At 71.1% G+C, this 22,777-nt stretch carries 22 protein-coding genes; 4 read left to right on the forward strand and 18 right to left on the reverse strand.

The annotated features are described in order from the left end of the window. Nucleotides 1–144 precede the first annotated feature (144 nt). The 5 genes from JKV81_RS12515 to JKV81_RS12535 form a co-directional block, all read right to left on the reverse strand. Entirely contained in the window at nucleotides 145–1,626 is a 1,482-nt protein-coding gene (locus tag JKV81_RS12515; protein WP_129261971.1) for an alkaline phosphatase PhoX, read from the reverse strand. 273 nt (nucleotides 1,627–1,899) lie between these two features. Next, a complete protein-coding gene (locus JKV81_RS12520) occupies nucleotides 1,900–4,224 on the reverse strand; it encodes an esterase-like activity of phytase family protein (protein WP_202075895.1) in 2,325 nt (774 codons plus the stop codon). A 232-nt stretch (nucleotides 4,225–4,456) separates the two neighbouring features. Continuing rightward, entirely contained in the window at nucleotides 4,457–5,941 is a 1,485-nt protein-coding gene (locus JKV81_RS12525) for a hypothetical protein (RefSeq protein WP_202075896.1), read from the reverse strand. A 112-nt stretch (nucleotides 5,942–6,053) separates the two neighbouring features. Next, nucleotides 6,054–6,764: an antibiotic biosynthesis monooxygenase gene (locus tag JKV81_RS12530; RefSeq protein WP_129261978.1), complete on the reverse strand. Its 711-nt coding sequence runs from the start codon at nucleotides 6,762–6,764 to the stop codon at nucleotides 6,054–6,056. Nucleotides 6,765–6,851: 87 nt separating this feature from the next. Beyond that, nucleotides 6,852–7,508, reverse strand: coding sequence for a DUF4232 domain-containing protein (locus tag JKV81_RS12535; protein WP_202075897.1), 657 nt, complete (start codon nucleotides 7,506–7,508; stop codon nucleotides 6,852–6,854). A gap of 143 nt (nucleotides 7,509–7,651) precedes the next feature. Between JKV81_RS12535 and dapA the strand changes: the two genes are divergently transcribed. Continuing rightward, a complete protein-coding gene (dapA, locus tag JKV81_RS12540) occupies nucleotides 7,652–8,539 on the forward strand; it encodes a 4-hydroxy-tetrahydrodipicolinate synthase (RefSeq protein ID WP_202075898.1) in 888 nt (295 codons plus the stop codon). Here dapA and dapD read toward each other — a convergent pair. Both dapD and JKV81_RS12550 read right to left on the reverse strand, forming a co-directional pair. Next, entirely contained in the window at nucleotides 8,536–9,534 is a 999-nt protein-coding gene (gene dapD / locus JKV81_RS12545; protein WP_124277056.1) for a 2,3,4,5-tetrahydropyridine-2,6-dicarboxylate N-succinyltransferase, read from the reverse strand. The two genes, dapA and dapD, sit on opposite strands and share 4 nt — an antisense overlap. A gap of 9 nt (nucleotides 9,535–9,543) precedes the next feature. Then, a complete protein-coding gene (locus JKV81_RS12550) occupies nucleotides 9,544–10,929 on the reverse strand; it encodes an MFS transporter (RefSeq protein WP_202075899.1) in 1,386 nt (461 codons plus the stop codon). An 86-nt stretch (nucleotides 10,930–11,015) separates the two neighbouring features. Here JKV81_RS12550 and JKV81_RS12555 point away from each other — a divergent pair, with 86 nt between their 5' ends. Further along, nucleotides 11,016–11,894: a winged helix-turn-helix transcriptional regulator gene (locus tag JKV81_RS12555; RefSeq protein ID WP_129261988.1), complete on the forward strand. Its 879-nt coding sequence runs from the start codon at nucleotides 11,016–11,018 to the stop codon at nucleotides 11,892–11,894. A 49-nt stretch (nucleotides 11,895–11,943) separates the two neighbouring features. On the opposite strand, the gene JKV81_RS12560 is transcribed toward JKV81_RS12555, so the two are convergent. Both JKV81_RS12560 and JKV81_RS12565 read right to left on the reverse strand, forming a co-directional pair. After that, nucleotides 11,944–12,492 carry a TetR/AcrR family transcriptional regulator gene (locus JKV81_RS12560; protein WP_129261991.1) on the reverse strand — a complete coding sequence of 183 codons (549 nt, stop codon included), beginning with the start codon at nucleotides 12,490–12,492 and terminating at the stop codon, nucleotides 11,944–11,946. Then, on the reverse strand, nucleotides 12,492–12,812 hold the full coding sequence (locus tag JKV81_RS12565) for a DMT family transporter (RefSeq protein ID WP_099176096.1): 321 nt from the start codon (nucleotides 12,810–12,812) through the stop codon (nucleotides 12,492–12,494). Before JKV81_RS12565 ends, JKV81_RS12560 begins: the two co-directional genes overlap by 1 nt. A gap of 157 nt (nucleotides 12,813–12,969) precedes the next feature. On the opposite strand from JKV81_RS12565, the gene JKV81_RS12570 reads away from it, so the two are divergent. Further along, nucleotides 12,970–14,118 (forward strand): DUF7847 domain-containing protein, encoded by a 1,149-nt coding sequence (locus JKV81_RS12570; protein WP_202075900.1) that lies wholly within the window; start codon nucleotides 12,970–12,972, stop codon nucleotides 14,116–14,118. Nucleotides 14,119–14,149: 31 nt separating this feature from the next. On the opposite strand, the gene JKV81_RS12575 is transcribed toward JKV81_RS12570, so the two are convergent. Further along, nucleotides 14,150–15,013 carry an NmrA family NAD(P)-binding protein gene (locus tag JKV81_RS12575; protein WP_202075901.1) on the reverse strand — a complete coding sequence of 288 codons (864 nt, stop codon included), beginning with the start codon at nucleotides 15,011–15,013 and terminating at the stop codon, nucleotides 14,150–14,152. 113 nt (nucleotides 15,014–15,126) lie between these two features. Here JKV81_RS12575 and JKV81_RS12580 point away from each other — a divergent pair, with 113 nt between their 5' ends. Further along, nucleotides 15,127–15,870 carry a TetR/AcrR family transcriptional regulator gene (locus tag JKV81_RS12580; protein ID WP_202075904.1) on the forward strand — a complete coding sequence of 248 codons (744 nt, stop codon included), beginning with the start codon at nucleotides 15,127–15,129 and terminating at the stop codon, nucleotides 15,868–15,870. 166 nt (nucleotides 15,871–16,036) lie between these two features. On the opposite strand, the gene JKV81_RS12585 is transcribed toward JKV81_RS12580, so the two are convergent. From JKV81_RS12585 to JKV81_RS12620, 8 genes are read right to left on the reverse strand one after another with little or no spacing between them, the layout of a single operon-like run. Next, the gene (locus tag JKV81_RS12585) at nucleotides 16,037–16,375 is read right to left on the reverse strand and encodes a metal-sulfur cluster assembly factor (RefSeq protein WP_093539690.1); all 339 of its coding nucleotides are present in this window, start codon (nucleotides 16,373–16,375) and stop codon (nucleotides 16,037–16,039) included. Next, nucleotides 16,372–16,827 carry a Fe-S cluster assembly sulfur transfer protein SufU gene (sufU, locus tag JKV81_RS12590; protein ID WP_099176099.1) on the reverse strand — a complete coding sequence of 152 codons (456 nt, stop codon included), beginning with the start codon at nucleotides 16,825–16,827 and terminating at the stop codon, nucleotides 16,372–16,374. Before sufU ends, JKV81_RS12585 begins: the two co-directional genes overlap by 4 nt. A 26-nt stretch (nucleotides 16,828–16,853) precedes the next feature. Then, entirely contained in the window at nucleotides 16,854–18,122 is a 1,269-nt protein-coding gene (locus JKV81_RS12595; protein ID WP_099176100.1) for a cysteine desulfurase, read from the reverse strand. Further along, complete coding sequence (gene sufC / locus JKV81_RS12600; RefSeq protein WP_099176101.1) at nucleotides 18,119–18,883, reverse strand: Fe-S cluster assembly ATPase SufC; 765 nt, start codon at nucleotides 18,881–18,883, stop codon at nucleotides 18,119–18,121. Before sufC ends, JKV81_RS12595 begins: the two co-directional genes overlap by 4 nt. 7 nt (nucleotides 18,884–18,890) lie before the next feature. After that, nucleotides 18,891–19,208 (reverse strand): bifunctional 3-phenylpropionate/cinnamic acid dioxygenase ferredoxin subunit, encoded by a 318-nt coding sequence (locus JKV81_RS12605; RefSeq protein ID WP_018555702.1) that lies wholly within the window; start codon nucleotides 19,206–19,208, stop codon nucleotides 18,891–18,893. Beyond that, nucleotides 19,208–20,389, reverse strand: a complete 1,182-nt coding sequence (gene sufD / locus JKV81_RS12610; RefSeq protein WP_129261997.1) for a Fe-S cluster assembly protein SufD — start codon at nucleotides 20,387–20,389, stop codon at nucleotides 19,208–19,210. The genes JKV81_RS12605 and sufD overlap by 1 nt, the downstream gene beginning before the upstream one ends. A 60-nt stretch (nucleotides 20,390–20,449) precedes the next feature. Further along, nucleotides 20,450–21,871 carry a Fe-S cluster assembly protein SufB gene (gene sufB, locus JKV81_RS12615; protein WP_124277049.1) on the reverse strand — a complete coding sequence of 474 codons (1,422 nt, stop codon included), beginning with the start codon at nucleotides 21,869–21,871 and terminating at the stop codon, nucleotides 20,450–20,452. Next, entirely contained in the window at nucleotides 21,868–22,626 is a 759-nt protein-coding gene (locus JKV81_RS12620) for a helix-turn-helix transcriptional regulator (RefSeq protein ID WP_202075906.1), read from the reverse strand. Before JKV81_RS12620 ends, sufB begins: the two co-directional genes overlap by 4 nt. Between the last annotated feature and the right edge of the window lie 151 nt (nucleotides 22,627–22,777).

Consider the following 22,777-nt stretch of genomic DNA (forward strand, 5'->3'; position numbering starts at 1 on the left):
CCGAGATCAGGTCGGCTGCGGCGTGTTTCGGGGAAGGAAGTAGCCGCTGCCTTCGCACCGGGAGGTGCATGGCCCTGACTCTAGGAGGTCGACCTCGCGGCGCGCGAGGCGTTTTGCCCCTCCCGCGCACCGCGCATGCCGGTGTCAGCGCTTGTCCGGCTGGCGCTTCCACGGGCCGGTGATGGCGAGCATGATGCCCGGGTTCTGGATGTTGGCGAACAGCGTCCTGCCGTCCGGGGAGAAGGTGACCCCGGCGATCTCGCTGTAGGAGGGGTCGTCCTCCGTACCGGCGTTGAGGTCGTTGCGCGCGATCGGGTACGTACGGCCGCTGTCGGTCGCCCCGAAGAGGTGCTGGATCCCGTTGCCGTCCTCGGAGATGACGATGCCACCGTAGGGCGAGACGGTGATGTTGTCCGGTCCGTCGAAAGCGCCGTCCACGGAGGGGTCCGCGTTGACCCCCAGGAGGACCTTCAGCGTGATGGTGCGGCGCTTGGGGTCGTAGAACCAGACCTGGCCGTCGTGGGCGACGGGGCTCTCGTCCCGGGCGAACGAGGAGACGAAGTAGGCGCCGCCGTCGCCCCACCACATACCTTCGAGCTTGCGGGCGCGGGTGACCTCGCCGTCGGCGAACTGCTTGCGCACGGACACGGTCTTCGCGTCGCGGTCGGGGACGTCGACCCAGTCCACGCCGTAGACGGTACCGATCTCAGTGGCGCGGGACAGGTCGTCGACGAACCGGCCCTTCTTGTCGAAGCACTTGGTGGCCTGGAGGACGCCGGCGTCGTCGGCGAGGGTGCGCAGCTTTCCGCGGCCGTGCTTGAAGCCGTGCGGCGGGACCCAGCGGTAGAGGAGGCCGTTGGGGCCGGACGCGTCCTCGGTCAGGTAGGCGTGTCCCTGCTTGGGGTCGATGACGACGGCCTCGTGGGCGTACCGGCCGAACGCCTTGACGGGACGCGGGTCGCGGTTGGCCCGCTTGTCGTACGGGTCGACCTCGAAGACGTAGCCGTGGTCCTTGAGCAGACCGTTCTTGCCTGCCTTGTCCTCAGTCTCCTCGCAGGTGAGCCAGGTGCCCCACGCGGTGCTGCCGCCGGCGCAGTTGGTCGACGTGCCCGCGATGCCGACCCACTCGGCGGTGCGGCCGTCGCGGCGGGTCTCGATGACGGTGCAGCCGCCGGCCGCGACGGGGTCATAGACGAGTCCCTCGGTCAGCGGAACCGGGAACTCCCAGCCGGCCCGGGTGCCGCTCAGCTCGTGGTTGTTGACCAGGAGGGTGACGCCACGGGGGCCCTCGAAAGCGGCCGTGCCATCGTGGTTGGAGGGTGTGTACTCGCCGCTCTCCAGCCTGGTGACACCGCTGTGGGTGACGATCCGGTACGAGAATCCGGCGGGCAGCGCGAGGATGCCCTCCGGGTCGTCGATCAGCGGGCCGTAGCCAAGCTCCTTGCCGTGGCCCCTATCGTCGTCGTGACCGTGACCGTGACCGTGCCCGTGCCCGTGGCCGTGTCGCGCGTCGTCGGCCGCCAGGGCGCCCGGGGCCGTGGCCAGTGCGCCGACGGCACCGGTCAGGGCGATTCCGGCGCCGGTGAGGGCGGACTGTCTGCTGAATTCCCTGCGTGTGATCGACATCGCGGACTCCTGGTGCTGCGTGGCCGGGTGGGTTGACGCGATCACGCTCTCTCCCCCGCACCAACTCCGGCTGAACTCCGGTCGGCGTTCCGGGGACCTGTGTCCCAACCCGCTCCCCGTCCTGAGACAAATCCACCCGACAGCATGTCCGGATCCGGCCGTTCCGTGGCCGGAACACACCGTGGAGGCCGCCCTGGCCGTGGCTCACGGGTGGTGCCTGCCGCCTCCGCCGCAAGGGCGCCGGAGGCGGCCGCACCGCCGGGTGACGCCCGGTCAGCCCCGGCCGAGGACCTTGCGGGTCGTTCCGAGGTCGAGGAAGACCGTCTCGCCCGTGGAGTCGTCCAGGCCGTCGTTGTCAGTGACGGCGTAGACATGGCCGTCACCGCCCACCGTGAGTCCCTCCAGCTTCTCCTGCGTCCAGCCCTTCGTGGCCCGCAGGTCGGGCAGCACGTCGTGGGCGAGGGTCTTCGGCAGGACGGTGAGCGCGCCCTTCGGGGCGGCGCTCGTGGGCAGGTCCACCGTGTAGATCCGCTTGACCCCGGCCGCCGGGCCGTTCAGCTTGTCGCGTTCGATGACGGCGAGCCGGTCACCGACGACGGTGATCTCGGACAGGCCGAGCCAGTCGCCGGGCGTGGTGGTGGTGCCGAGCCGGTAGCCGTACCAGCTCCAGGTGCCCGCCCGGACGTCGTACCGGCCGAGCCGGACCACACCGGCCGGGTCGGTGCCGGCCTCGCGCTGGAGCGCCGCCCAGACGATCTCGCGGCCGTCGCGGCCCGTGGTGGCGGTGACGCCCTCGAAGCCCTGTGAGCCGAGGCCCGCGGCGATCTCGGAGGGGAGCGCGACGACCTGCTGGGTGACGCCGTCGCGGTCCAGGCGCACCAGCTGGTTGCCCGCCCCGGTCTTGCCCTCGACGGCCAGCCAGAAGCCGCCCTGGGGTCGGGCGTGGATGCCCTCGGCGTCGTACCCGACGGGCTTGCCCGCGGCGTCCTTGACGGTCAGCTCGCGCGTGATGACGGCGGGCTTCCGGTCCGTGCGGACGGTGAGGATGCGGGTGGTGGCGTACGCGGCGTCCGTGACGGTGTACAGCTCGTCGGCGCGGCCCGGCACGGCCGACAGGGCGCCGAGCGCGCCCCACCCGATGGGGGCGCCGGTGCCCGAGGAGTCGGAGGCCGAGACGAGCGAGGGGTACGAGGCCGTGCCCCTGCCCAGGCGGAACAGGCTCACCGAGGCGCGTACACCGGCGTCGGCGTCGTCCTCCTCGCTGGAGACGGCGAGCAGCCCGCGTGAGGGGATCGGCAGCAGCCCCTCGGGGCCGTTGGTGGTCGGCAGGACCTGCCGGAAGACCGGACGGGTCGGCTTGCTGATGTCGTAGACGGCGACGAAGTTGGAGCGCTCCGAGCCGACGAAGGCGTAGCGCACCCCGTCGTACGTGCCGATCGCCAGCCCTTCGGGCTCGGTGCCCTTCTTCTCCGAGCGGCTGTCGTCGAGCAGGCCGTGGCGGGCAGCCAGGCGCTCGAAGCTGTTGCCGGCGTCCCAGACGGCCTTTCCGGTGCGGCTGTCGAAGACGGTCCAGCCACGGGTGCCGCCCTTCCAGTCCCCCTCGTTGGCCGTGGCCAGGTAGCGGTCGTCGATCCAGCCGAGTGCGTCCGGTTCGCGCGGTACGCCGGTGAGGGAGCCGGTCTGGTCGATGACGCCGTCGTCGGCGGTGTCGATGCCCTCGATGTCGGCCGTGCCGGCGGTGAACGCCTTGGTGAGGCGCCCCGACGCGAGGTCGATCATGACGACGCCGTTGTTCTCCTGGAGGGTGACGGCGAGCTGGCCGCGGCCGTTGACGGAGACGTACTCCGGCTCGGGGTCGGTGGGCTCGGTGATCCCGGCGGCCACCAGTGCGGGCAGCGCGGAGCCGTCGGGCGCGGTCAGTGGCACGGCGCGGGTGGTCCACCGGGCGGGTGAGGAGCCCTTGATGTCGACGATCTGCACGAACCCGGCGGGTGCCTGCGGGAGGTCACCCTCCTCGCCGCCCGCCGGGGTGGCCTCCTCGTCACGCTCGTTCTCGATGGCGATGGCGGCGTACCGCTGGTCCTTGCTGATCGCGATCGAGTCGGGCTGGCCGCCGAGGTCGTGGCTGGCCACCCGCTGCCGGGTGCGCAGCGAGATGACGTCGAGGCGGCCGGACGGCCGGGTGTAGCTCGCGCTGGTGTTCACGACGACCAGGACGTACTGGCCGACGACCGACACCGAGGTCGGTTCGTCCTCGGCGTCCCCGAGCGCGGCCAGGGAGAGCGTGCCGAGCCCCCGGGGCCGGCCGGTGTCGCCGATGTCGAGGAAGCCGATGCGCCGGGCGGCGGCGTCCGTGTACACGAGGGTGCGGCCGTCCTCGCTGGTCGCGGAGATCTCGGCGACGGTCTGCGCGGAGGCGTCCTCGCCGGCCGGGCGGTTCTGGAAGACCGGGTAGGTGGCGGTGCGTTCGAACGCCACCGCGTTCCGTCCGCGGTCCCCGCCGTGCGGCTGGCCCGCGGACGCCGCACCTGCGCCGGCAAGGGTGCCCGCGGTCACGGCCAGGACCGCGAGTGCGGCACAGGTTCTCTTCGGGAGCATCGTTCCTCCGGTTCGGTCCACTGAGGAACCGGATGCTCGCAGCCGTGAACCATGACCGCTGGGCGGCCCGGTGAACGGACGGCGAAATCCAGGAACATCACCGGAGCGCGGACCCGGGGAGCGCGCGGTCACGGCAACGTCTCCGCCGCGACCGCGCACTCCCCCGCGCCTCGGCCCTCTCCCCTTCGGGTCCCTGGCGTCCCTGGCGTCCCTGGCGCCCCTCGAGCCCGATTCAGTCCTTCTGCCGCGACCGTGCCTTGTAGGCGGCCTTACGGGCGGCCTTCGCGGCACCCTTGTCGCTGTGGAGGCGGCCCATCGCCTCCAGGACCTCGGCGGTGGCGGGGTGGTCCACCCGCCAGGCCTCGTCGAAGAAGCCGCTGTGCTGGCCGGAGAGCCCCTCGACCAGCTCCTGGAGCTCCTCCATCTCGCCGTCCGCGTCCAGTTGGGCGGCGATCGTGTCCACGGCGAGCCAGAAGATCATCGACTCCGGCGGCGCGGGCACGTCCGCCGCGCCGCGCTCCGCGAGCCAGACCCGCGCCAGCCCGCCGAGCTCGGGGTCGCCGAGCACCGCGCGCACGGCGGGCTCGGCCTCCGGGCCGACCAGCGCGAGGGCCTGCTGACAGTGGAGCCTGCGCAGCGGTGCCCGCCGGTCGCCGCCGCGCGCCGCGCCCAGGAGTTCCGCCGCGGCGGTCTCCGCGCCTTCCGCCCCGCGCCGGCCGAGCCACAGGCCGACCTCGGTGCGGGCGGCCTCCTCGGGGTAGTACGCGATGCCGTCGAGGAGGACGTCGGCGCCCTTGTCGGCGAGGTCGCCGACGGCGGGCGCGTCCACGCCGGCCTCCAGCATCCGCTCCCGGATGCCGTAGAGGCCGAGCGGGGTCAGCCTCACCATGCCGTAGCGGGTGACGTCCTCGTCGTCGGCGGGCGGAGTCGCCTCCTCACCCTCCTCGGTCAGCAACGTCTCGTCCACCGGCCGGTATTCGACGATCCCGATGGGTTCCAGGACCCGGAACTGGTCGTCCAGCCGCATCATGGCCTCGGACACCTGCTCCAGGACGTCGTCGGTGGGCTCCCCCATGTCCTCGGGCACCACCATGGACGCGGCGAGGGCGGGCAGCGGCACGGGCCCGTCGCCCGGACCGGCGTCCGAGAGGGTCAGCAGGTAGAGGTTGCCGAGCACCCCGTCGAGGAACTCGGCCTCCTGCTCCGGGTCCCAGTCCAGGGCGTCGAAGTCGACGCTGCCGTCCTCACCGATGAGGTCGGCGAAGTCGTCGAAGGCCGGGGCTGTGGCGTCCGCGTGCACGGCCTCCAGCCCGTCGAGCCAGATCGCGAGGACGTCCTGCGGGGATCCGGAGGTCAGCAGGGCCAGGTTCTCACCGGCGGTGACGGTGCCCTCCGCCTCACCGTCCGCGCCCTCCGCCTGCGCCTCCTCCTCGTCCTGCGGGTCCTCGACGTCGACGAGCCCGGTGTCGACGGCGAGGCGCCACGCCTCGCTGGCGTACGCGGCGCCGTCCTCGTCGTCGGCGAGCCCCAGGTGCGCGGCGGCCGCGGGCAGCTGCGCGTCGACGAGCTCGCCTCCGGCGCCGACCCGGGTCGTGGGGCCCGCCCAGCGGGCGAGGCGGGCGGCGCGGGCGAGCAGCGGAGCGGCCAGCGCGTCCCGTGCCAGCTCGGCCTCGGTGTGCAGCCGCACCGGCGGCAGGGAGGGGCGCTCTGCGGACATCAGGGGTTCTCCTCGGGGCGTGCGCGGGCTGTGTGCGGGGGCCGGCCCCGGTACGTGCGGGGCCTCGGCCGACGCCCAAGCGTAGACGCAATTCGTCCCTTGCCGCCCGGTTCTACCGCAGCTCCGCCCCGATGCTGAGCGCGGGTGTCCAGCGGCGTACGGTACTGCCCTTCAGACCGGGGTAGTGCTGGACCCGGTGCCACTGCGGAGTCAGCGATCCGATCCGGCCGTCGGCCGGGTCGAGTGCGTCGATGTGGGCCTGCGCGGTCTCCCACTCCGCGTAGTTGACCACCCGCGTCCCGTCCGTACTGGCGTGCAGATGGGCCGAGACACCGCCGGGCGCCGGCGCCGGGTCGCTCTCCAGCGCCTCGAACACCGCGTCCACCCACGCGCGTTGGCGGGCGGGGTCCGGGCCGTCGAAGCGGATGTCGACGGTCACGACGCAGCCCGGCTCACGGGCGCCGCTCCCCAGGCTTCCGGAGCGGTAGAGCTCGAAGGTGTCCAGCCCGAGCCGCTCGACGCCGGGAACGGCCGCGTCGATCTCGTCGTTGCGCGCGTCGCGTCCGTTCCGTACGAACTCCTGGTAGGCCTCCTCCGAGGTCCACTGCGAGTAGTGGAGCAGCGTCCTGCCGTCGTCCCCGGTGTGCACGGTGTAGGAGAGGAGCCCGGGGTGCGGCCAGTCGCGGCTGCCCCAGGCCTCGCGGACGGCTTCGACCGCGCGGCGCTGCCGTTCCGGCGTACCGGTGTCCCAGGTGCTGATCTTGACGATGCCCACGTCGGAACGGGTGAGGTCGGGGCGGGAGTTGAACCGTACGGACGTCATGGCGTGGCCATCCTCTCCTGACGCACCCCCGTGGTGCGCCGCCGATCACCACCCTCGTACGTCAAGCGCGCTTGAGGTCAAGCCCGTTCATCCGGCCGGCGCGGTCCGCCAGGCCGTGGTGTTCAGCTCGTCCATCAGGCGGATGTCGTGGCCCTCCAGCGGGAAGACCCGCGCCCCCGTGTCGGGGGCGGCGGCGATCTCCAGGGCGTCACCCTCGATGAGGTCACCGCCCTCCTGGGTGGAGACCCAGGCCAGCGTCGAGGTGACGCTCGCACCGGGCTTCAGCTCGACGTCCTCCGGCCCCTCGTCGTTGCCGAACATCGACCCGCCCGCGTTCACGGGTACGGGGATGCGCTCCCCGTCCTCCCCCAGCGCGCGGACGGAGGGGTAGCCGTGGACGCGGTAGGGCTTCTTCCCGCAGTTGACGAGCGTGAGGGTGACCGCGCGGTGGAACATCGCCGTCTGGACGGGCCCCATCTCCACGACCACTCCGGAGGCGGGGCAGCCGGAGGCCGATGCCGCGGGGGTGGGCGCGAGCGGGGCCGGCCCGTCCGTCGCGGGGCCATCCGTCCCCGAGTCGGCGTCCGGGGCGGGCGCGGCGGCGTCCGGCGGCGTCGTGGCGGCGGGGCTCGTCGTGGGCTCCGGCTCCCCCTCGCCGGCGGGGACGAGGAAACCGGCACAGCCGGACAGGGTCAACGCGGCCGCCGTGAGCACGGCTGCCGAGATCGCTCTCCGTACGCGCATGCCGTGTACCCCACCCCTGGAACGGTCCGTCGCCTGTACGTTCGATCATGCCAGAACGGGCCCGCGACAGTTCAGCGTCGCTTGCCCGACACCCCAAGCAGAACTAAGTGGACCCGGGTGCACCGGACGCCGAGACTGCGGAGATGACATCCCACACGGCCAGGCCCTTCGGCCGCACCCTCTGCGCCATGATCACTCCGTTCACCGCCTCCGGTGACCTGGACCTGGACGCCGCCCGCCGTCATGCCGCCGGTCTCGTCGCCGACGGCTGCGACGGCCTGGTGCTCAGCGGCACCACCGGTGAGTCGCCGACGACGACGGACGAGGAGAAGACCGCGCTGCTGCGGGCCGTGCGGGAGGCGGTCGGATCCACGGTCCCGCTCGTCGCCGGGGTGGGCAGTTCCGACACCCGGCACACGGTCCGGCTGGCCCAGGAGGCCGAGGCTGCGGGCGCGGACGGGCTGCTGGTGGTCACCCCGTACTACAGCCGTCCCCCGCAGGCCGCGGTGGAGGCGCACTTCCTCCGGGTGGCGGAGGCGACGGGCATCGGGCTGATGCTGTACGACATCCCGGGCCGCACCGGCACGAGGATCGAACCGGCGACCTTGCTGCGCCTGGCGGAACATCCACGCGTCGTGGCGGTCAAGGACTGTTCGTACGACCTGCTCGGGGCCACCAAGGTGATGGCGCGGACCTCGCTGGCGTACTACTCGGGGTGCGAGGAGCTGAACCTCCCGCTGTACGCCCTCGGCGGGGCCGGCTACGTCAGTACGGTCGCCAACGCGGCCCCGCGCCGGATGCGGGCCGTGCTGGACGCGTTCGACGCGGGCGACACCGCGGAGGCGGCCCGCCTCAACGGGCTGACCATCCCTCTGGTGGAGGCGATGATGGCCTCCGGCCTGCCCGGCACGGTCACGGCGAAGGCGCTGCTCGACGCGGGCTCGGTCCGCGAACCGCTGCAGCCCGCCGGCCGCGAGGCGGTCGACGGGCTGCGCCGGGTCTACGAGGAACTCCTCGCCGTCACTGCTTAGTTGTGGCTGTGCAGGATGTCGTTGAGCCCGTCCCACACGGCGTTGTTCGGGCGGGCCTCGACGGCGCCGGTCACCGAGTTGCGACGGAAGAGGATGTTCGAGGCGCCGGAGAGCTCACGGGCCTTGACGACCTGGCCGTCGGGCATCGTGACCCGGGTGCCGGCCGTGACGTACAGCCCGGCCTCGACGACGCACTCGTCGCCGAGCGCGATCCCGATGCCGGCCTCGGCACCGATCAGGCAGCGCTGCCCGATGACGATGCGCTCCTTGCCGCCGCCGGAGAGGGTGCCCATGGTGGACGCGCCGCCGCCGATGTCGGAGCCGTCGCCGACGACGACGCCCGCCGAGATGCGGCCCTCGACCATGGAGGTGCCGAGGGTGCCCGCGTTGAAGTTGACGAAGCCCTCGTGCATCACGGTGGTGCCGGAGGCCAGATGCGCACCGAGCCGCACCCGGTCGGCGTCGGCGATACGGACCCCCTTGGGCGCGACGTAGTCCGTCATCCGGGGGAACTTGTCCACCGAGGTGACCTGGAGGTGCAGGCCCTCGGCGCGGGCGTTGAGCCGGACCTTCTCCAGGTCGTCGACGGCGACCGGGCCCAGCGAGGTCCAGGCGACGTTGGCGAGGAAGCCGAAGATGCCGTCGAGGTTCTGCCCGTGGGGCTGCACGAGACGGTGCGAGAGCAGGTGCAGGCGCAGGTAGGTGTCGTGCGCGTCGAGCGGCTTGTCGTCCAGTGAGGAGATGACCGTGGACACGGCGACGATCTCCACCCCGCGGCGCGCGTCCACACCGACGGCCTTGGCGGCGCCCTCGCCGAGGCGGTTCACCGCCTCCTCGGGGCTGAGTCGCTGCGTCCCGGCCGGGCCGGGCTCTGCGGAGAGCTCGGGGGCGGGGAACCAGGTGTCGAGGACGGTGCCGTCACCGGCGATGGTGGCGAGGCCGGCGGCGACGGCGCCGGTGGTGCGGGCGGAACCCTGGGAAGTCGTGTCGGTCATGAACAGAACCTAACCGGCGGACCCCTTCGCGGGCGAACCGGTCTCACCCCCCGGAGCGTGTCCTCCCCGGGGGGTGGAGGGGGCAGGCTGAGCGCGTCCGCCCGGAGGGGCCGAAGGGGCAGGCTGAGCGTGTCCCTTCGGAGGGGCCGAGGGGACGGGGCGGGCGTGTCTGTCCGGAGGGACGGGGCGCTCGCCTTCCGGACCGCCTGTCACCCGCAGCCCCGTGGTGGGTTCACCCAGCCGCCGCGCGGCCAGCACCGCCACGCCCGCGCCGCACGCGAGGGCCGCGGACAGGGGCCAGAGCAGCGCCGGGGCGGCGGTGTACAGCGCGCCGCCCAGGGGCGGGGCGAGGACCTGGCCGCTGATGGAGGCGCCCGCGTACAGGCTCTGGAAGCGGCCCTGCGCGTGGGCCGGGGCCTGGTCGGCGACGTAGGCGGTGGCCGTGGTCTTGTAGAGGATCTCGCCCGAGGTCAGCGCCACCATCATGGAGACGGCGAACAGGGCGCCCGCGCCGGGGATCAGCACCGCGTAGCCGAGGCCCACGAGGAGCAGTCCGGTCCCGACGACGGTCAGGGGAGCCCGGCGGCGCAACGCGTGCGTGACGGGGAGTTCGAGGCAGAGGATGACGCCTCCGTTGACCGCGATCAGCCAGCCGTAGAACTGGGTGCCGTAGCCGTGGTCGGCGAGGAAGACGGGCAGCGTGGAGTACTGCTGTCGGTAGACGAGGTCGACGCAGACGATCGCGGCGAGCAGGACCAGCACCGCGGGTCTGGCCCGGAGTTCGCGCCAGAGGCCCGGCGCGTCCGGATCGTGCGCGGGCCGGGTGTGCGCGGTGCCGCGCGAGGGCAGCATCGCGGCCGCGTAGCCGGCGAAGAACAGGGTGCCCAGGCCGTCCGCCAGGAAGAGCCAGTCGTACGAGGTCGCGGCGGCGATCATCGCGCCGAGCGGCGGCCCTACGGTGAAGCCGCCGTTGGAGGCGAACCGGGTGAGGGCGAAGCTCTGGCGGCGCTCCCCCTCCGGGACGGAGACCGCGACCAGGGCCGCGTTGGCCGACCGGACGACCCCCGAGGCGTACTGGGCGAGCGGCAGCACCGCGTACAGGGCGGCCAGGGGCAGTACGGGGAGGGTGATCAGCGCGGCACCGCTCACACAGGCGCCGGTCAGGAGCGCCCGGCGGTGGCCGTAGCGGTCGCCGAACCAGCCGCCGGTGTAGTTCCCCGCGACCAGGCCGATCCCGCCGATACCGCTGATCACGCCGGCCTGGGCGACGGAGAGGCCGCGCGGGCCGGTGAGGTAGACGAAGAGATAGACGAAGGTGAAGCTGACGACGGCGTTGAGGAAGGCGCCGAACGCCAGGAGGCGCACCGTTCTCGGTACGCCGCGCAACATGCCCATCCCGTTCCCCCCAGGGTGAGTTCCTTTTGGGAACGGACTATGGCAGCCTGGTATCCGCAGGTCAACCGAGTAGGGAGGCGGACATCGTGCCGCAGCGCACCAGCCTGGCCGACGCCGACTGCGCGATCGCCCAGGCCCTCGACGTCGTGGGCGACTGGTGGACGCTGCTGATCGTGCGGGACACCGCGCGTGGGGTGCACCGCTTCGACGCGCTCCAGCAGGAGCTGGGGGTGTCGCGCAAGGTGCTCACCGAGCGGCTGCGCCTGCTGACGGAGGCGGGGGTGCTGGCCCGGCACCCCTATCAGGACCGCCCGGTCCGCCACGAATACCGGCTCACCCCGCGCGGACGCGCCCTGCTGCCGGTGCTGATCGCACTTCAGGACTGGGGCGACGCCTGGGTGCTGGGAGAGGGGGAGACGATGGCGACGACCACGGAGGACTCCAGGGAGGCGGCGCGGGTGCACGCCCTGGTGGGCACCCGGCTGCCGGAGCTGGAACTGCCGGACCACGACGGCCGGTTGCGCGATCCCGTCGCCGGCACGCCGCACACCGTCCTGTACTGCTTCCCCGGCGCGTACGCACGCCAGGACGCCTATCCGCCGGGATGGGCCGGGATCCCGGGGGCACGGGGCTGCACCCTGGAGTCGTGCACCTACCGCGACCAGCTGGCGGAGTTCACGGAGGCGGGCGCGACCGTGCACGGGGTGTCCACCCAGCGCCCGGACGAGCAGAAGGCGTTCGCCGGCAAGGAGCGGCTGCGCTTCCCGCTGCTCTCCGACGCGGGGCTGACCCTGACGGCGGCGCTGCGGCTGCCCACGTTCCGGGCGGCGGGCGTCAGCCGGCTGAAGCGGCTGACGCTGGTGGTGGACCGGGACCGTACGGTCGTCGAGGCGCTGTACCCCGTCACGGACATCGAGGCGAGCGTCCAGGCCGCACTGTCGGCCGTCCGCCGGAACACCACCTGACCGGCCACCACCACGACCGCCACCACCACGACCGGCCACCCGCCCGGGCTCAGCGGCCGGCCCCCTCCACGACCCTGGCCAGCATCTCCCTGGTGTACTCCGGGTCGAAGTCGCCGCCGGTGAGCAGCACCTGGAGGCTGATCCCGTCCAGCAGGGCCGTGAGCGCCCGCGCGGTGGCCCGGTCGGTGCGGTCGGCGATGAGCACGGCCAGGGCGTCGGCCCACTCGGCGGCGACGGGCCGCAGCGCGGGCCGGCGCAGGGCCGCGAGGTACAGCTCGTACTCCAGCGCCAGCGGCCCGGGCCCCGCCGCGAACCACTCCCCCAGCAGCCGCGTCAGCTCGTCGGCCAACGGCACCTCGGGGTCGGAGAAGTACGGGCTCTCCCGCACCGTCCGCGCGAAGCTCTCGTTGCACCGGCGCAGCGCGGCGACCAGCAGCTCGTCGAGCGAGGCGAAGTGATACGTCGTCGAGCCGAGCGGCACGTCGGCCTCGGCAGCCACGGTGCGGTGGCTGAGCCCTCCGATTCCCCGGTCGGCGACGACGCGAATCGCCGCGTCGATGATGCGCTCGCGCCGCTCGGGGTCGTACCGCCGGGCCATCAGTGGGCTCCTCCGAGGTTGAGGACGACGACCCCCGCGATGACCAGGACGATGCCGGCCAGCTTGGCGAGGCTCGCGGACTCGCCCATCCAGAGGATGCCGATGGCGGCGACGGCGGCGGTGCCCGTCCCCGCCCAGATGGCATAGGCGGTGCCGATGGAGAGCGTCTTGAGGGTCTGGGCGAGCAGGGCGAACGCCAGCACGTAGCCGACGACGGTGATGAGCGAGGGCCACAGCCGGGTGAACCCCTCGCTGTACTTCATGGCCGTGGTCCCGGCCACCTCCGCCGCTATGGCCGCGGCCAGCAATCCGTATCCCATACGTACGAGCGTACACAACGTTGTGTACGGGCGTACGCAACTTCGCGCATCCATATCGTGACCAGCCGGGAAGGGATTCGCGGGCACCTCGGGACGCTACGGTGTCCGCACCGGTAGGACCGGATGACAAGCGGACGATACGAGCGACGGAGCAGTGGTGGCGCAGGACGCAGGGTGGGGCGGGGGCGCCTACGGGGGCGCGGCGTACGGCGGGGGTCCCTACGGGCCCCCGGGATGGGGCGGCTGGGTGCCGCCGCCGAAGCCGGGGGTGATACCGCTCGCCCCGCTGAAGCTCGGGGACGTGCTGGGCGGGGCGTTCTCGACGATGGGCAGGTACTGGAAGCAGCTGTTCGGCCTGGCCGCGGCGCTGTACGGCGGAGCCGCGCTGCTGATGGCGGGGGCGGTGGCCGTCGCCTACTCCGCGGTCTCCGGCCATCTGGACCATGTGATCTCCCTCGACTACGACGAGAGCGCCTCGTCCACCGACATCGTTCCGCTCGTGGTCGCGGGCGGCGTCCTCGCACTGCTGGGCATCGTCACGATGGCGATCGTGTCCGGTCTGATGTACGCGGCGGTCCCGGCCGTCCTCCAGGAGGCGGTCCTGGGCCGGCCCGTCGCCTTCTCTGCGGTGTGGCGCAAGGCATGGGCGCATGTCGCCCCCGTGATCGGCGCCCTGATCCTCACCGCCCTGGTCGCCACCGTGCCCGTACTCCTGGTGATGGCGGCCTTCATCGGGGTGATCATCAGCGTCCTCACCATGGACAGCGGCGGTGCCGCCGCCACCGCCGTCACGCTGGGCATCCTCGGAGCCCTGGTGACCGGCCCGCTGGCGGCCTGGATCTGGATAAAGGTCTGCCTGGCACCGGCGGCCGTGGTCTTCGAGGGCCGGGGTCCCGTCGCCGCGCTGCGCCGCTCCGCCGAGCTGGTGCGCGGCGACTGGTGGCGGATCTTCGGCATCACCCTGCTGGCCGCCCTGATCGCGGGCGCGGCCGGCTATGTCATCCAGATCCCCTTCTCGGTCCTCGGGCTGTTCCCCGGCATGATCGGGACGGCGTCGCTGGAGGAGGACCCGAGCCCCACCGCGGTGATCGTCGCGATGAGCGGATACATGGTCGCGACGCTGCTGGGGCAGCTCGTGAGCCAGATCATCTCGACGACCTTCCCCCAGCTGGTGACCGGCCTGCTCTACGTCGACCGGCGCATACGGACGGAGAACCTGGGCCCGGCACTGGCCGAGGCCGCCGGATTCCCCGCACAGGGCGGCCCGATGCCTCCGCCGTACGGAGGTGGCGCCCCGCAGTGGTGACCCGGCCGGGCGGTGGCCGGGGGGACGAGGCTCAGCCGTTCGACAGCTGATCCCGCAACACCGTGCGCAGGGCGACGGGTTCACGGCCTATCAGCTTGGCCAGCGTCGGGTCGACGGTGGCGAACTCGTCCGCCCGGGCCGCGGTGAAGATGCCCAGCAGCTGCTCCGCGGTCTCCCGGGGAACACCTCCGCCCACCGCCTGCTCCAGGAACCGGCCGTCGGGCGCGGTGACCCTCGTAAAAGTGCGGCCCGTGAGCTCGGTGGCGATACCGGCGATGTCGTCGAAGGTCAGCGCCTCCCCGCCGGTGAGCGGCGGCGTGGGCCCCTCGAAGCAGCCCTCGTCGGCCAGGACGGCGGCGGCCGCGTCCGCGAGGTCGGCGTGTGCGGTCCAGGCGACCGGCCCGTCCGCGGGGAGCACGATGCGGCCCGACTCCACGGCCTGACCGAGGAAGTGCGCGGCGCTGGCGGCGTAGAAGCCGTTGCGCAGCGAGGTGAACGGCACTCCGCAGGCACGCAGCGCCTCCTCGGTCGCCGCGTGATCACGGCAGGCCTGGAAGTGCGAGGACGCACCGGCCCCCATCTGACTGGTGTAGAGGATGCGACGGGCACCGGCCGCGACGGCCGCCCCGATCGCGGTGCGATGCTGCGCGACGCACTCGTCGCCCATCTTGTCGACGGAGACGATGAGCACCTGGGAAGCACCCTCGAAGGCATGGGCGAGTCCGGCGGCGTCGGTGAAGCTGCCCTGCCGCACCCGCACACCCCGCTCGGCGAGCGACCGCACCTTCTCCGGGTCGCGGACACTGACGCCGACCTGGTCCGCCGGCACACGCGCGAGCAGGCTCTCGACGACCTGGCGGCCCAGGTGCCCGGTGGCTCCGGTAACGATGATCATAATGCGCTCCTCATGCGTCGCCCCATGACGCGGCGGCGCTTGGTTCCAACGGAATCAACCTTACGTTATCACCGATACTAACACTGGAACCATCGACGCGGTATCGTTGATGCATGCCAACACCTCCGCGTGGCCGGGACGCCACCGCCACCAAGCCCGACACGGCGCCCCCGGGCCGGGAGCAGACCCGGCAGCGGGTCGTCGACGCCGCCATCGGCCTGCTGACGCGCGGGGGACGCGACGCGGTCACCACCCGCGCGGTCGCCGATGCGGCGGGGCTGCAGCCGCCGGCCATCTACCGGCTCTTCGGCGACAAGGAGGGGCTGCTCGACGCGGTCGCCGAGCACGGCTTCACCGCGTTCCTCGCCACCAAGCACATCGACCCCGACCCCCAGGACCCCATCGAGGACCTGAGGAACGGCTGGGATGTCGCGGTCGAGTTCGGGCTGGCCAACCCCGCCCTGTTCACCCTGATGTACGCCGAACCGGCCAGGTCGGACTCACCCGCGTTCAGGACCGGCATGGAGATCCTGATGGGCCGGGTCGGCCGGCTGGCCGCCGGCGGCTGGCTGCGCCTCGACGAGGAGCTCGCGGCCCAGACCATCCACGCCACGGCGCGCGGCGCGGTGCTCACCTGGCTCTCCCTGCCCGAGGACCGGCGCGACCCGGCGCTGTTCACCACCCTGCGGGAGTCCATGGTCACCGCTGTCACCCAGCAGGAGCCGGCCGTGCGGGACGCGGGCCCCGCGGGCGCCGCGCGCGCCCTGCGCGCCGTACTGCCCGAGGAGACGCTGCTCAGCAGCGGGGAGCGGCATCTGCTGCGGGAGTGGCTCAACCGCCTCGCCACCGAGGGCTGACCCCGGCGCACACACAGAACCGGCGCACGCTCGGAGCCGGCGCACACCGAGCCGGCCCGCGCTCATGGAAAAACGAAGGACGGCCCCCGGCATTGCGCCGGGGGCCGTCCAGGACGTCGTGGCTCGGACGTCGAATCAGACGTCGTCGTGGCTCAGACGTCGTGGCTCAGACGTTGAAGCCGAGCGCGCGAAGCTGCTCGCGACCGTCGTCGGTGATCTTGTCGGGACCCCACGGCGGCATCCAGACCCAGTTGATCCGGAGCTCGTTGACGATGCCGTCCGTCGCGGACTTCGCCTGGTCCTCGATGACATCGGTCAGCGGGCACGCCGCGGACGTCAGGGTCATGTCGAGGGTGGCGATGTTGGCGTCGTCGATGTGGATGCCGTAGATCAGGCCCAGGTTGACGACGTCGATCCCCAGCTCGGGGTCGACCACGTCGTACAGGGCCTCGCGGACCTCCTCCTCGGAGGCCGGCTTGGTGGTGAGAGTCTCGTTGTCGCTCATGCCGTCTTCCCTTCGGACAGCGCCTGCGCCGTCGCGTCCTTCCACGCCATCCAGCTCAGCAGCGCGCACTTGACCCGGGCCGGATACTTGGAGACGCCGGCGAACGCGACCGCGTCCTCCAGCACCTCCTCCATCGCCTCGTCCGGCTCCAGCTGACCCTTGGACTGCATCAGTTCCAGGAACGACTCCTGGATCTTCTGCGCCTCGCCGAGCTGCTTGCCCACCAGTAGCTCGTTGAGCACGGAGGCGCTGGCCTGGCTGATGGAGCAGCCCTGACCCTCGTAACTGACGTCGGCGATGGTGTCGCCGTCGTACTTCACGCGGAGCGTGATCTCGTCGCCGCACGTCGGGTTGACGTGATGCACCTCGGCGTCGCCGTCCCGCAGGCCACGCCCGTGGGGGTGCTTGTAGTGGTCCAGGATCACTTCCTGGTACATGGAATCAAGCTTCACCAGTCAACCCTCAGCCGCTCTGCCATCTAACCGAAAAAGTTCCGCACGTGCTCCAGGCCGTCCACCAGGGCGTCGACCTCGGCAGGCGTGGAGTACAGATAGAACGACGCTCGCGTCGTCGCAGGAATTCCGTACCGCAGGCAGACGGGCCGTGCGCAGTGGTGACCGACCCGGACGGCGATGCCCTGCTCGTCGAGCACCTGCCCCACGTCGTGGGGGTGGATGTCTCCGAGCGTGAAGGAGATCGTCGCACCGCGGTCCTCGGCCGTCGCCGGACCGATGATCCTGAGGTCGGGGACCTCAAGGAGCCGCCGCACCGCGTACTGGGTGATGGCCTGCTCATGGCGGTGGATGTTCTCCATGCCGATCGAGGAGAGGTAGTCCACGGCCGCACCGAGGCCGACGGCCTGCGCGATCGGGGGCGTACCGGCCTCGAACTTGTGCGGCGCGGGGGCGTACGTCGAGGAGTGCATCGACACGGTCTCGATCATCTCGCCGCCGCCGAGGAACGGCGGCAGGTCCTCGAGGAGCTCCTGCCGTCCCCACAGCACGCCGATGCCCGTCGGGCCGACCATCTTGTGGCCGGTGAAGGCCACGAAGTCGGCCTGCAGCGCCTGCACGTCCAGCACCATGTGCGGGGCCGCCTGCGAGGCGTCGATGCAGACCAGCGCGCCGACCTGCTGGGCACGCCGGATGATCTTCTCGACCGGGTTGATCGTGCCCATGATGTTCGAGACCAGCGTGAAGGAGACGATCTTCGTCTTCTCCGTGATGATCTCGTCGATGTTCGACAGGTCGAGACGGCCGTCGTCCGTGATGCCGAACCACTTCAGCTTCGCGCCGGTGCGCTGCGAGAGCAGCTGCCACGGCACGATGTTGGAGTGGTGCTCCATCTCCGTGGTGACGATCTCGGTGTCGCTGTCGACCCGGTAGGGCTCGTCCGCCCAGCCGAGCATGTTGGCGACGAGGTTCAGCGACTCCGAGGCGTTCTTGGTGAAGATCACCTCGTTGCGGCTGGGTGCGTTGATGAAGGCCGCGACCTTGTCACGAGCGCCCTCGTACAGCGCGGTGGCCTCCTCGGCGATCGTGTACACACCGCGGTGGACGTTGGCGTTGTGCCGCTCGTAGTACTCGTTGAGCGCGTCGAGGACCTGGCGCGGCTTCTGCGAGGTCGCCGCGGAGTCCAGGTAAACGATCTTCTTGCCGTCGTGGACCGTGCGGTCCAGGATCGGGAAGTCCTTGCGGATCGCCTCGGTGTCGAGGAGGCCGGAGAGCCCCTGTCGGGCGTCAGTCACGCGGAAGCGCCACCCTTCGTGTAGGCCTCGTAGCCCTCGTTCTCCAGCTGGTCGGCCAGCTCGGCACCGCCGGAGGCGGCGATGCGGCCGTTGGCGAAGACATGCACGTAGTCGGGCTTGATGTACTTGAGGATGCGCGTGTAGTGCGTGATCAGCAGGGTGCCGACCTCGCCGGTCTCGCGCACGCGGTTGACACCCTCGGAGACGGTCTTCAGCGCGTCGACGTCCAGGCCGGAGTCGGTCTCGTCGAGGATCGCGATCTTCGGCTTGAGGAGCTCCAGCTGGAGGATCTCGTGGCGCTTCTTCTCACCGCCGGAGAAGCCCTCGTTGACGTTGCGCTCGGCGAAGGCCGGGTCCATCTGGAGCTGGGCCATCGTCTCCTTGACCTCCTTCACCCACGTCCGCAGCTTGGGGGCCTCACCGCGGACGGCGGTGGCGGAGGTGCGCAGGAAGTTGGAGACCGAGACACCGGGGATCTCGACCGGGTACTGCATGGCGAGGAACAGGCCGGCGCGGGCCCGCTCGTCCACGGACATCTCCAGGACGTCCTCGCCGTCCAGGGTCACCGTGCCACTCGTGATCGTGTACTTGGGGTGACCCGCGAGCGAGTACGCGAGGGTGGACTTGCCGGACCCGTTCGGGCCCATGATGGCGTGGGTCTCGCCCTGCTTCACGGTCAGGTCGACGCCCTTGAGGATCTCCTTCGTGGCGTTGTCGGCCTCGACGGAGACGTGCAGGTCGCGGATTTCAAGCGTTGCCATGGGTGACTCAGGACTCCTGGGTGACGGAGACGAGCACATCGTCCCCTTCGATCTTTACGGGGTATACGGGGACGGGGCGCGTCGCGGGAAGACCGGACGGCTTGCCGGTGCGGAGGTCGAAGCTCGATCCGTGCAGCCAGCACTCGATCGAGCAGTCCTCCACCTCGCCCTCCGAGAGCGAGACGTTCGCGTGCGAGCAGATGTCGTTGATCGCGAACACCTCCCCCTCGGTACGGACGACGGATACCGGCGTGCCGTCGAGCTCCACCCGCTTCGGGGTGTCGTCCTCCAGCTCGCTCAGCGCACAGGCTTTGACGAAGGCCATCAGACCGACGCCTTCAGCTCGGTCTCGATCTTGTCGAGGAGCCGGGCTTCGACGTCCGGCAGACCGATCTGCTGGACCAGCTCGGCGAAGAAGCCGCGCACGACGAGCCGGCGGGCCTCCTCGGCCGGGATACCGCGGGACTGCAGGTAGAACAGCTGCTCGTCGTCGAAGCGGCCGGTCGCCGAGGCGTGGCCGGCACCGACGATCTCGCCGGTCTCGATCTCCAGGTTCGGTACGGAGTCGACACGGGCACCGTCGGTGAGAACCAGGTTGCGGTTCATCTCGTAGGTGTCGGTGCCCTCGGCCGCGGCCTGGATGAGCACGTCTCCGATCCAGACGGCGTGGGCGCCGTCGCCCTGGAGCGCACCCTTGTACACCGCGTTGGACTTGCAGTGCGGGGTGTTGTGGTCGACCAGGAGACGGTGCTCCTGGTGCTGGCCCTTGTCGGTGAAGTACAGGCCGAAGAGCTCGGCCTCGCCGCCCGGGGCCGCGTACGCGACGCGGGGGTGGAGACGGACGAGGTCCCCACCGAACGTCACGATGATCGACTTGAAGGAGGCGTCGCGGCCGACCAGCGCGTTGTGCTGGCCGACGTGGACGGCGGTGTCGTCCCAGTCCTGCACGGAGACGACGGTCAGCTTGGCGCCGTCACCCAGGACGTAGTCGACGTTGGCCGCGAGCACGGCGTCACCGGTGTGGTCGATGACGACGACGGCCTCGGCGAAGGCACCCAGCTCGATGACCTGGTGGCCGTAGGCCACGCCGCCCTCGCCGTGCACGGTGATCCGGACCGGCTCGCTGAGCACGGCCTCCTTGGCGACCGTGACGACCGAGGCGTGCTGGAAGGACGAGTACGCCTGAGCGGCGACACGGTCCACCGGGGTGCCGGCCTTGCCGATGCGGGCGTCGTCGCGGCCGACGGTCTCGACCGTGACGCCGGAGGGCGCCTCGACGACGACCTTGACCCCGTCGCCGGTGGCGACCGCGGTGCCGTCGTGCAGACCGCGCAGCCGCTCCAGCGGGGTGAACCGCCATTCCTCCTCCCGGCCGTGCGGGACCGGGAAGTCCGCGACGTCGAAGGACGGGGGCGCGCTCATGCGCGTGGCGACGGTGGACTCGGCCGCCACCGCGATGGAACCGGCGGTGGTGGAGCCCACCGGGGAAATCTGAGCCTCAGCCATGGCTGTCGTAGTGCTCGCTTTCTCAGTCAAGATCTCTTCGGGACGCGGTCGGCGGGCGTACTAGCCGACCGAACCCTCCATCTGCAGCTCGATCAGCCGGTTGAGCTCCAGGGCGTACTCCATGGGGAGCTCCTTGGCGATCGGCTCGACGAAGCCGCGCACGATCATCGCCATGGCCTCGAACTCGGTCATGCCGCGGCTCATCAGGTAGAAGAGCTGGTCCTCGGAGACCTTGGAGACGGTCGCCTCGTGACCCATCGACACGTCGTCCTCGCGGACGTCGACGTACGGGTAGGTGTCGGAGCGGGAGATGGTGTCCACGAGCAGCGCGTCGCACAGCACGTTGGACTTGGCGCCCGGCGCACCCTCACCGATCTCGATGAGACCGCGGTAGGAGGTGCGGCCACCGCCTCGCGCCACCGACTTGGAGACGATGTTGGAGGAGGTGTTCGGAGCCATGTGGACCATCTTGGCGCCGGCGTCCTGGTGCTGGCCCTCGCCCGCGAAGGCGATGGACAGGGTCTCGCCCTTGGCGTGCTCGCCCATCAGGTAGACGGCCGGGTACTTCATGGTGACCTTGGAGCCGATGTTGCCGTCGACCCACTCCATGGTCGCGCCCTCGTACGCCACGGCGCGCTTGGTGACCAGGTTGTAGACGTTGTTCGACCAGTTCTGGATGGTCGTGTAGCGGCAGCGGCCGCCCTTCTTCACGATGATCTCCACGACCGCGGAGTGCAGCGAGTCCGAGGAGTAGATCGGCGCGGTGCAGCCCTCGACGTAGTGGACGTAGGCGTCCTCGTCGACGATGATCAGCGTCCGCTCGAACTGGCCCATGTTCTCCGTGTTGATACGGAAGTAGGCCTGGAGCGGGATCTCGACGTGCACGCCCTTCGGCACGTAGATGAAGGAGCCACCGGACCACACGGCGGAGTTCAGCGAGGCGAACTTGTTGTCACCGACGGGGATGACGGTGCCGAAGTACTCCTTGAAGAGCTCCGGGTGCTCCTTGAGCGCGGTGTCGGTGTCCATGAAGATGACACCCTGCGACTCGAGCTCCTCGTTGATCTGGTGGTAGACCACCTCGGACTCGTACTGCGCGGCGACACCGGCGACCAGGCGCTGCTTCTCCGCCTCCGGGATGCCGAGCTTGTCGTACGTGTTCTTGATGTCCTCGGGCAGGTCCTCCCAGGACTCCGCCTGCTTCTCCGTGGACCGCACGAAGTACTTGATGTTGTCGAAGTCGATGCCCGACAGGTCGGAGCCCCAGTTCGGCATGGGCTTCTTGCCGAACAGCTTCAGGCCCTTGAGCCGGAGCTTCAGCATCCACTCCGGTTCGTTCTTCTTCTCCGAGATGTCGCGGACGACAGCTTCGGACAGGCCGCGCTTCGCCGCCGCGCCTGCCGCGTCGGAGTCGGCCCAGCCGAATTCGTACGTACCCAGACCCTCGAGCTCAGGGTGGGCAGTCTCCGTAGGGAGCGTCATGCGGGGTTCCTCCCGGCCGTACTTGCAGATGCTGAATGGGTGTTCTGTGCTGTCTGTGAAGCCTGTGGTGCCGTGGGGCTGCTGCGCGGAACGAACGTCGTGCACACACCGTCGCCGTGGGCGAGGGTGGCGAGACGCTGCACATGGGTCCCGAGCAGGCTGGAGAAGAATTCCGTCTCCGCCTCGCACAGCTGCGGGAACTGCTCGGCTACGTGCGCGACCGGGCAGTGGTGCTGGCAGAGCTGCTCACCCTGCTGACGGCCCGGCGCGCTGCGCGCCGTAGCAGCGTACCCGTCGGCCGACAAGGCCTTGGCGAGGGCCTCGGTGCGCGCCTCGGGGTCGGCGGCCTCGATCACCGCGCGGTACTTCTCGGACTGGGCCGCCATCCGGGCGCGGGCGAAGGCGACCAGCGCCTCGTCCCCCGCCGTTTCGGCGATCCACCGCAGCGCGTCGGCGGCGAGCTTGTCGTAGGACTGGTCGAACGCGTCCCGGCCGCAGTCGGTGAGGGCGAACACCTTGGCCGGACGGCCACGGGTACGCGCCCCGTACACCCGCTGTTCGCGGGCCTCGACCACATCGTCGGAGACGAGTGCGTCCAGGTGACGGCGCACGGCGGCCTGGGTGAGACCGACGCGCTTCGCCAGGTCGGCGACGGTGGACGGGCCGTGGTCCAGGATGGAGCGCGCGACCCGGTTGCGCGTCGAGCGCTCCCCGGTCGCGAGTTCCTCCTGAGGAGCCTCGCCAACGTATTTCACAACGCCATTGTTGCGTAATTCCTTCGGGCGTGACAACCCGCCTCAGGGCCGCGCACGGTGCCCTTCATCACTTAGGCAGACCTAAGTTGACCTGCGGAAACGACGATCACAGCAGGCCGGCGCGGGTGGGCGCCCTCCGGGCGGGCCGGCG

Origin of the sequence: Streptomyces silvae (assembly GCF_016745505.1) — a bacterium.
GTDB lineage: Bacteria > Actinomycetota > Actinomycetes > Streptomycetales > Streptomycetaceae > Streptomyces > Streptomyces silvae.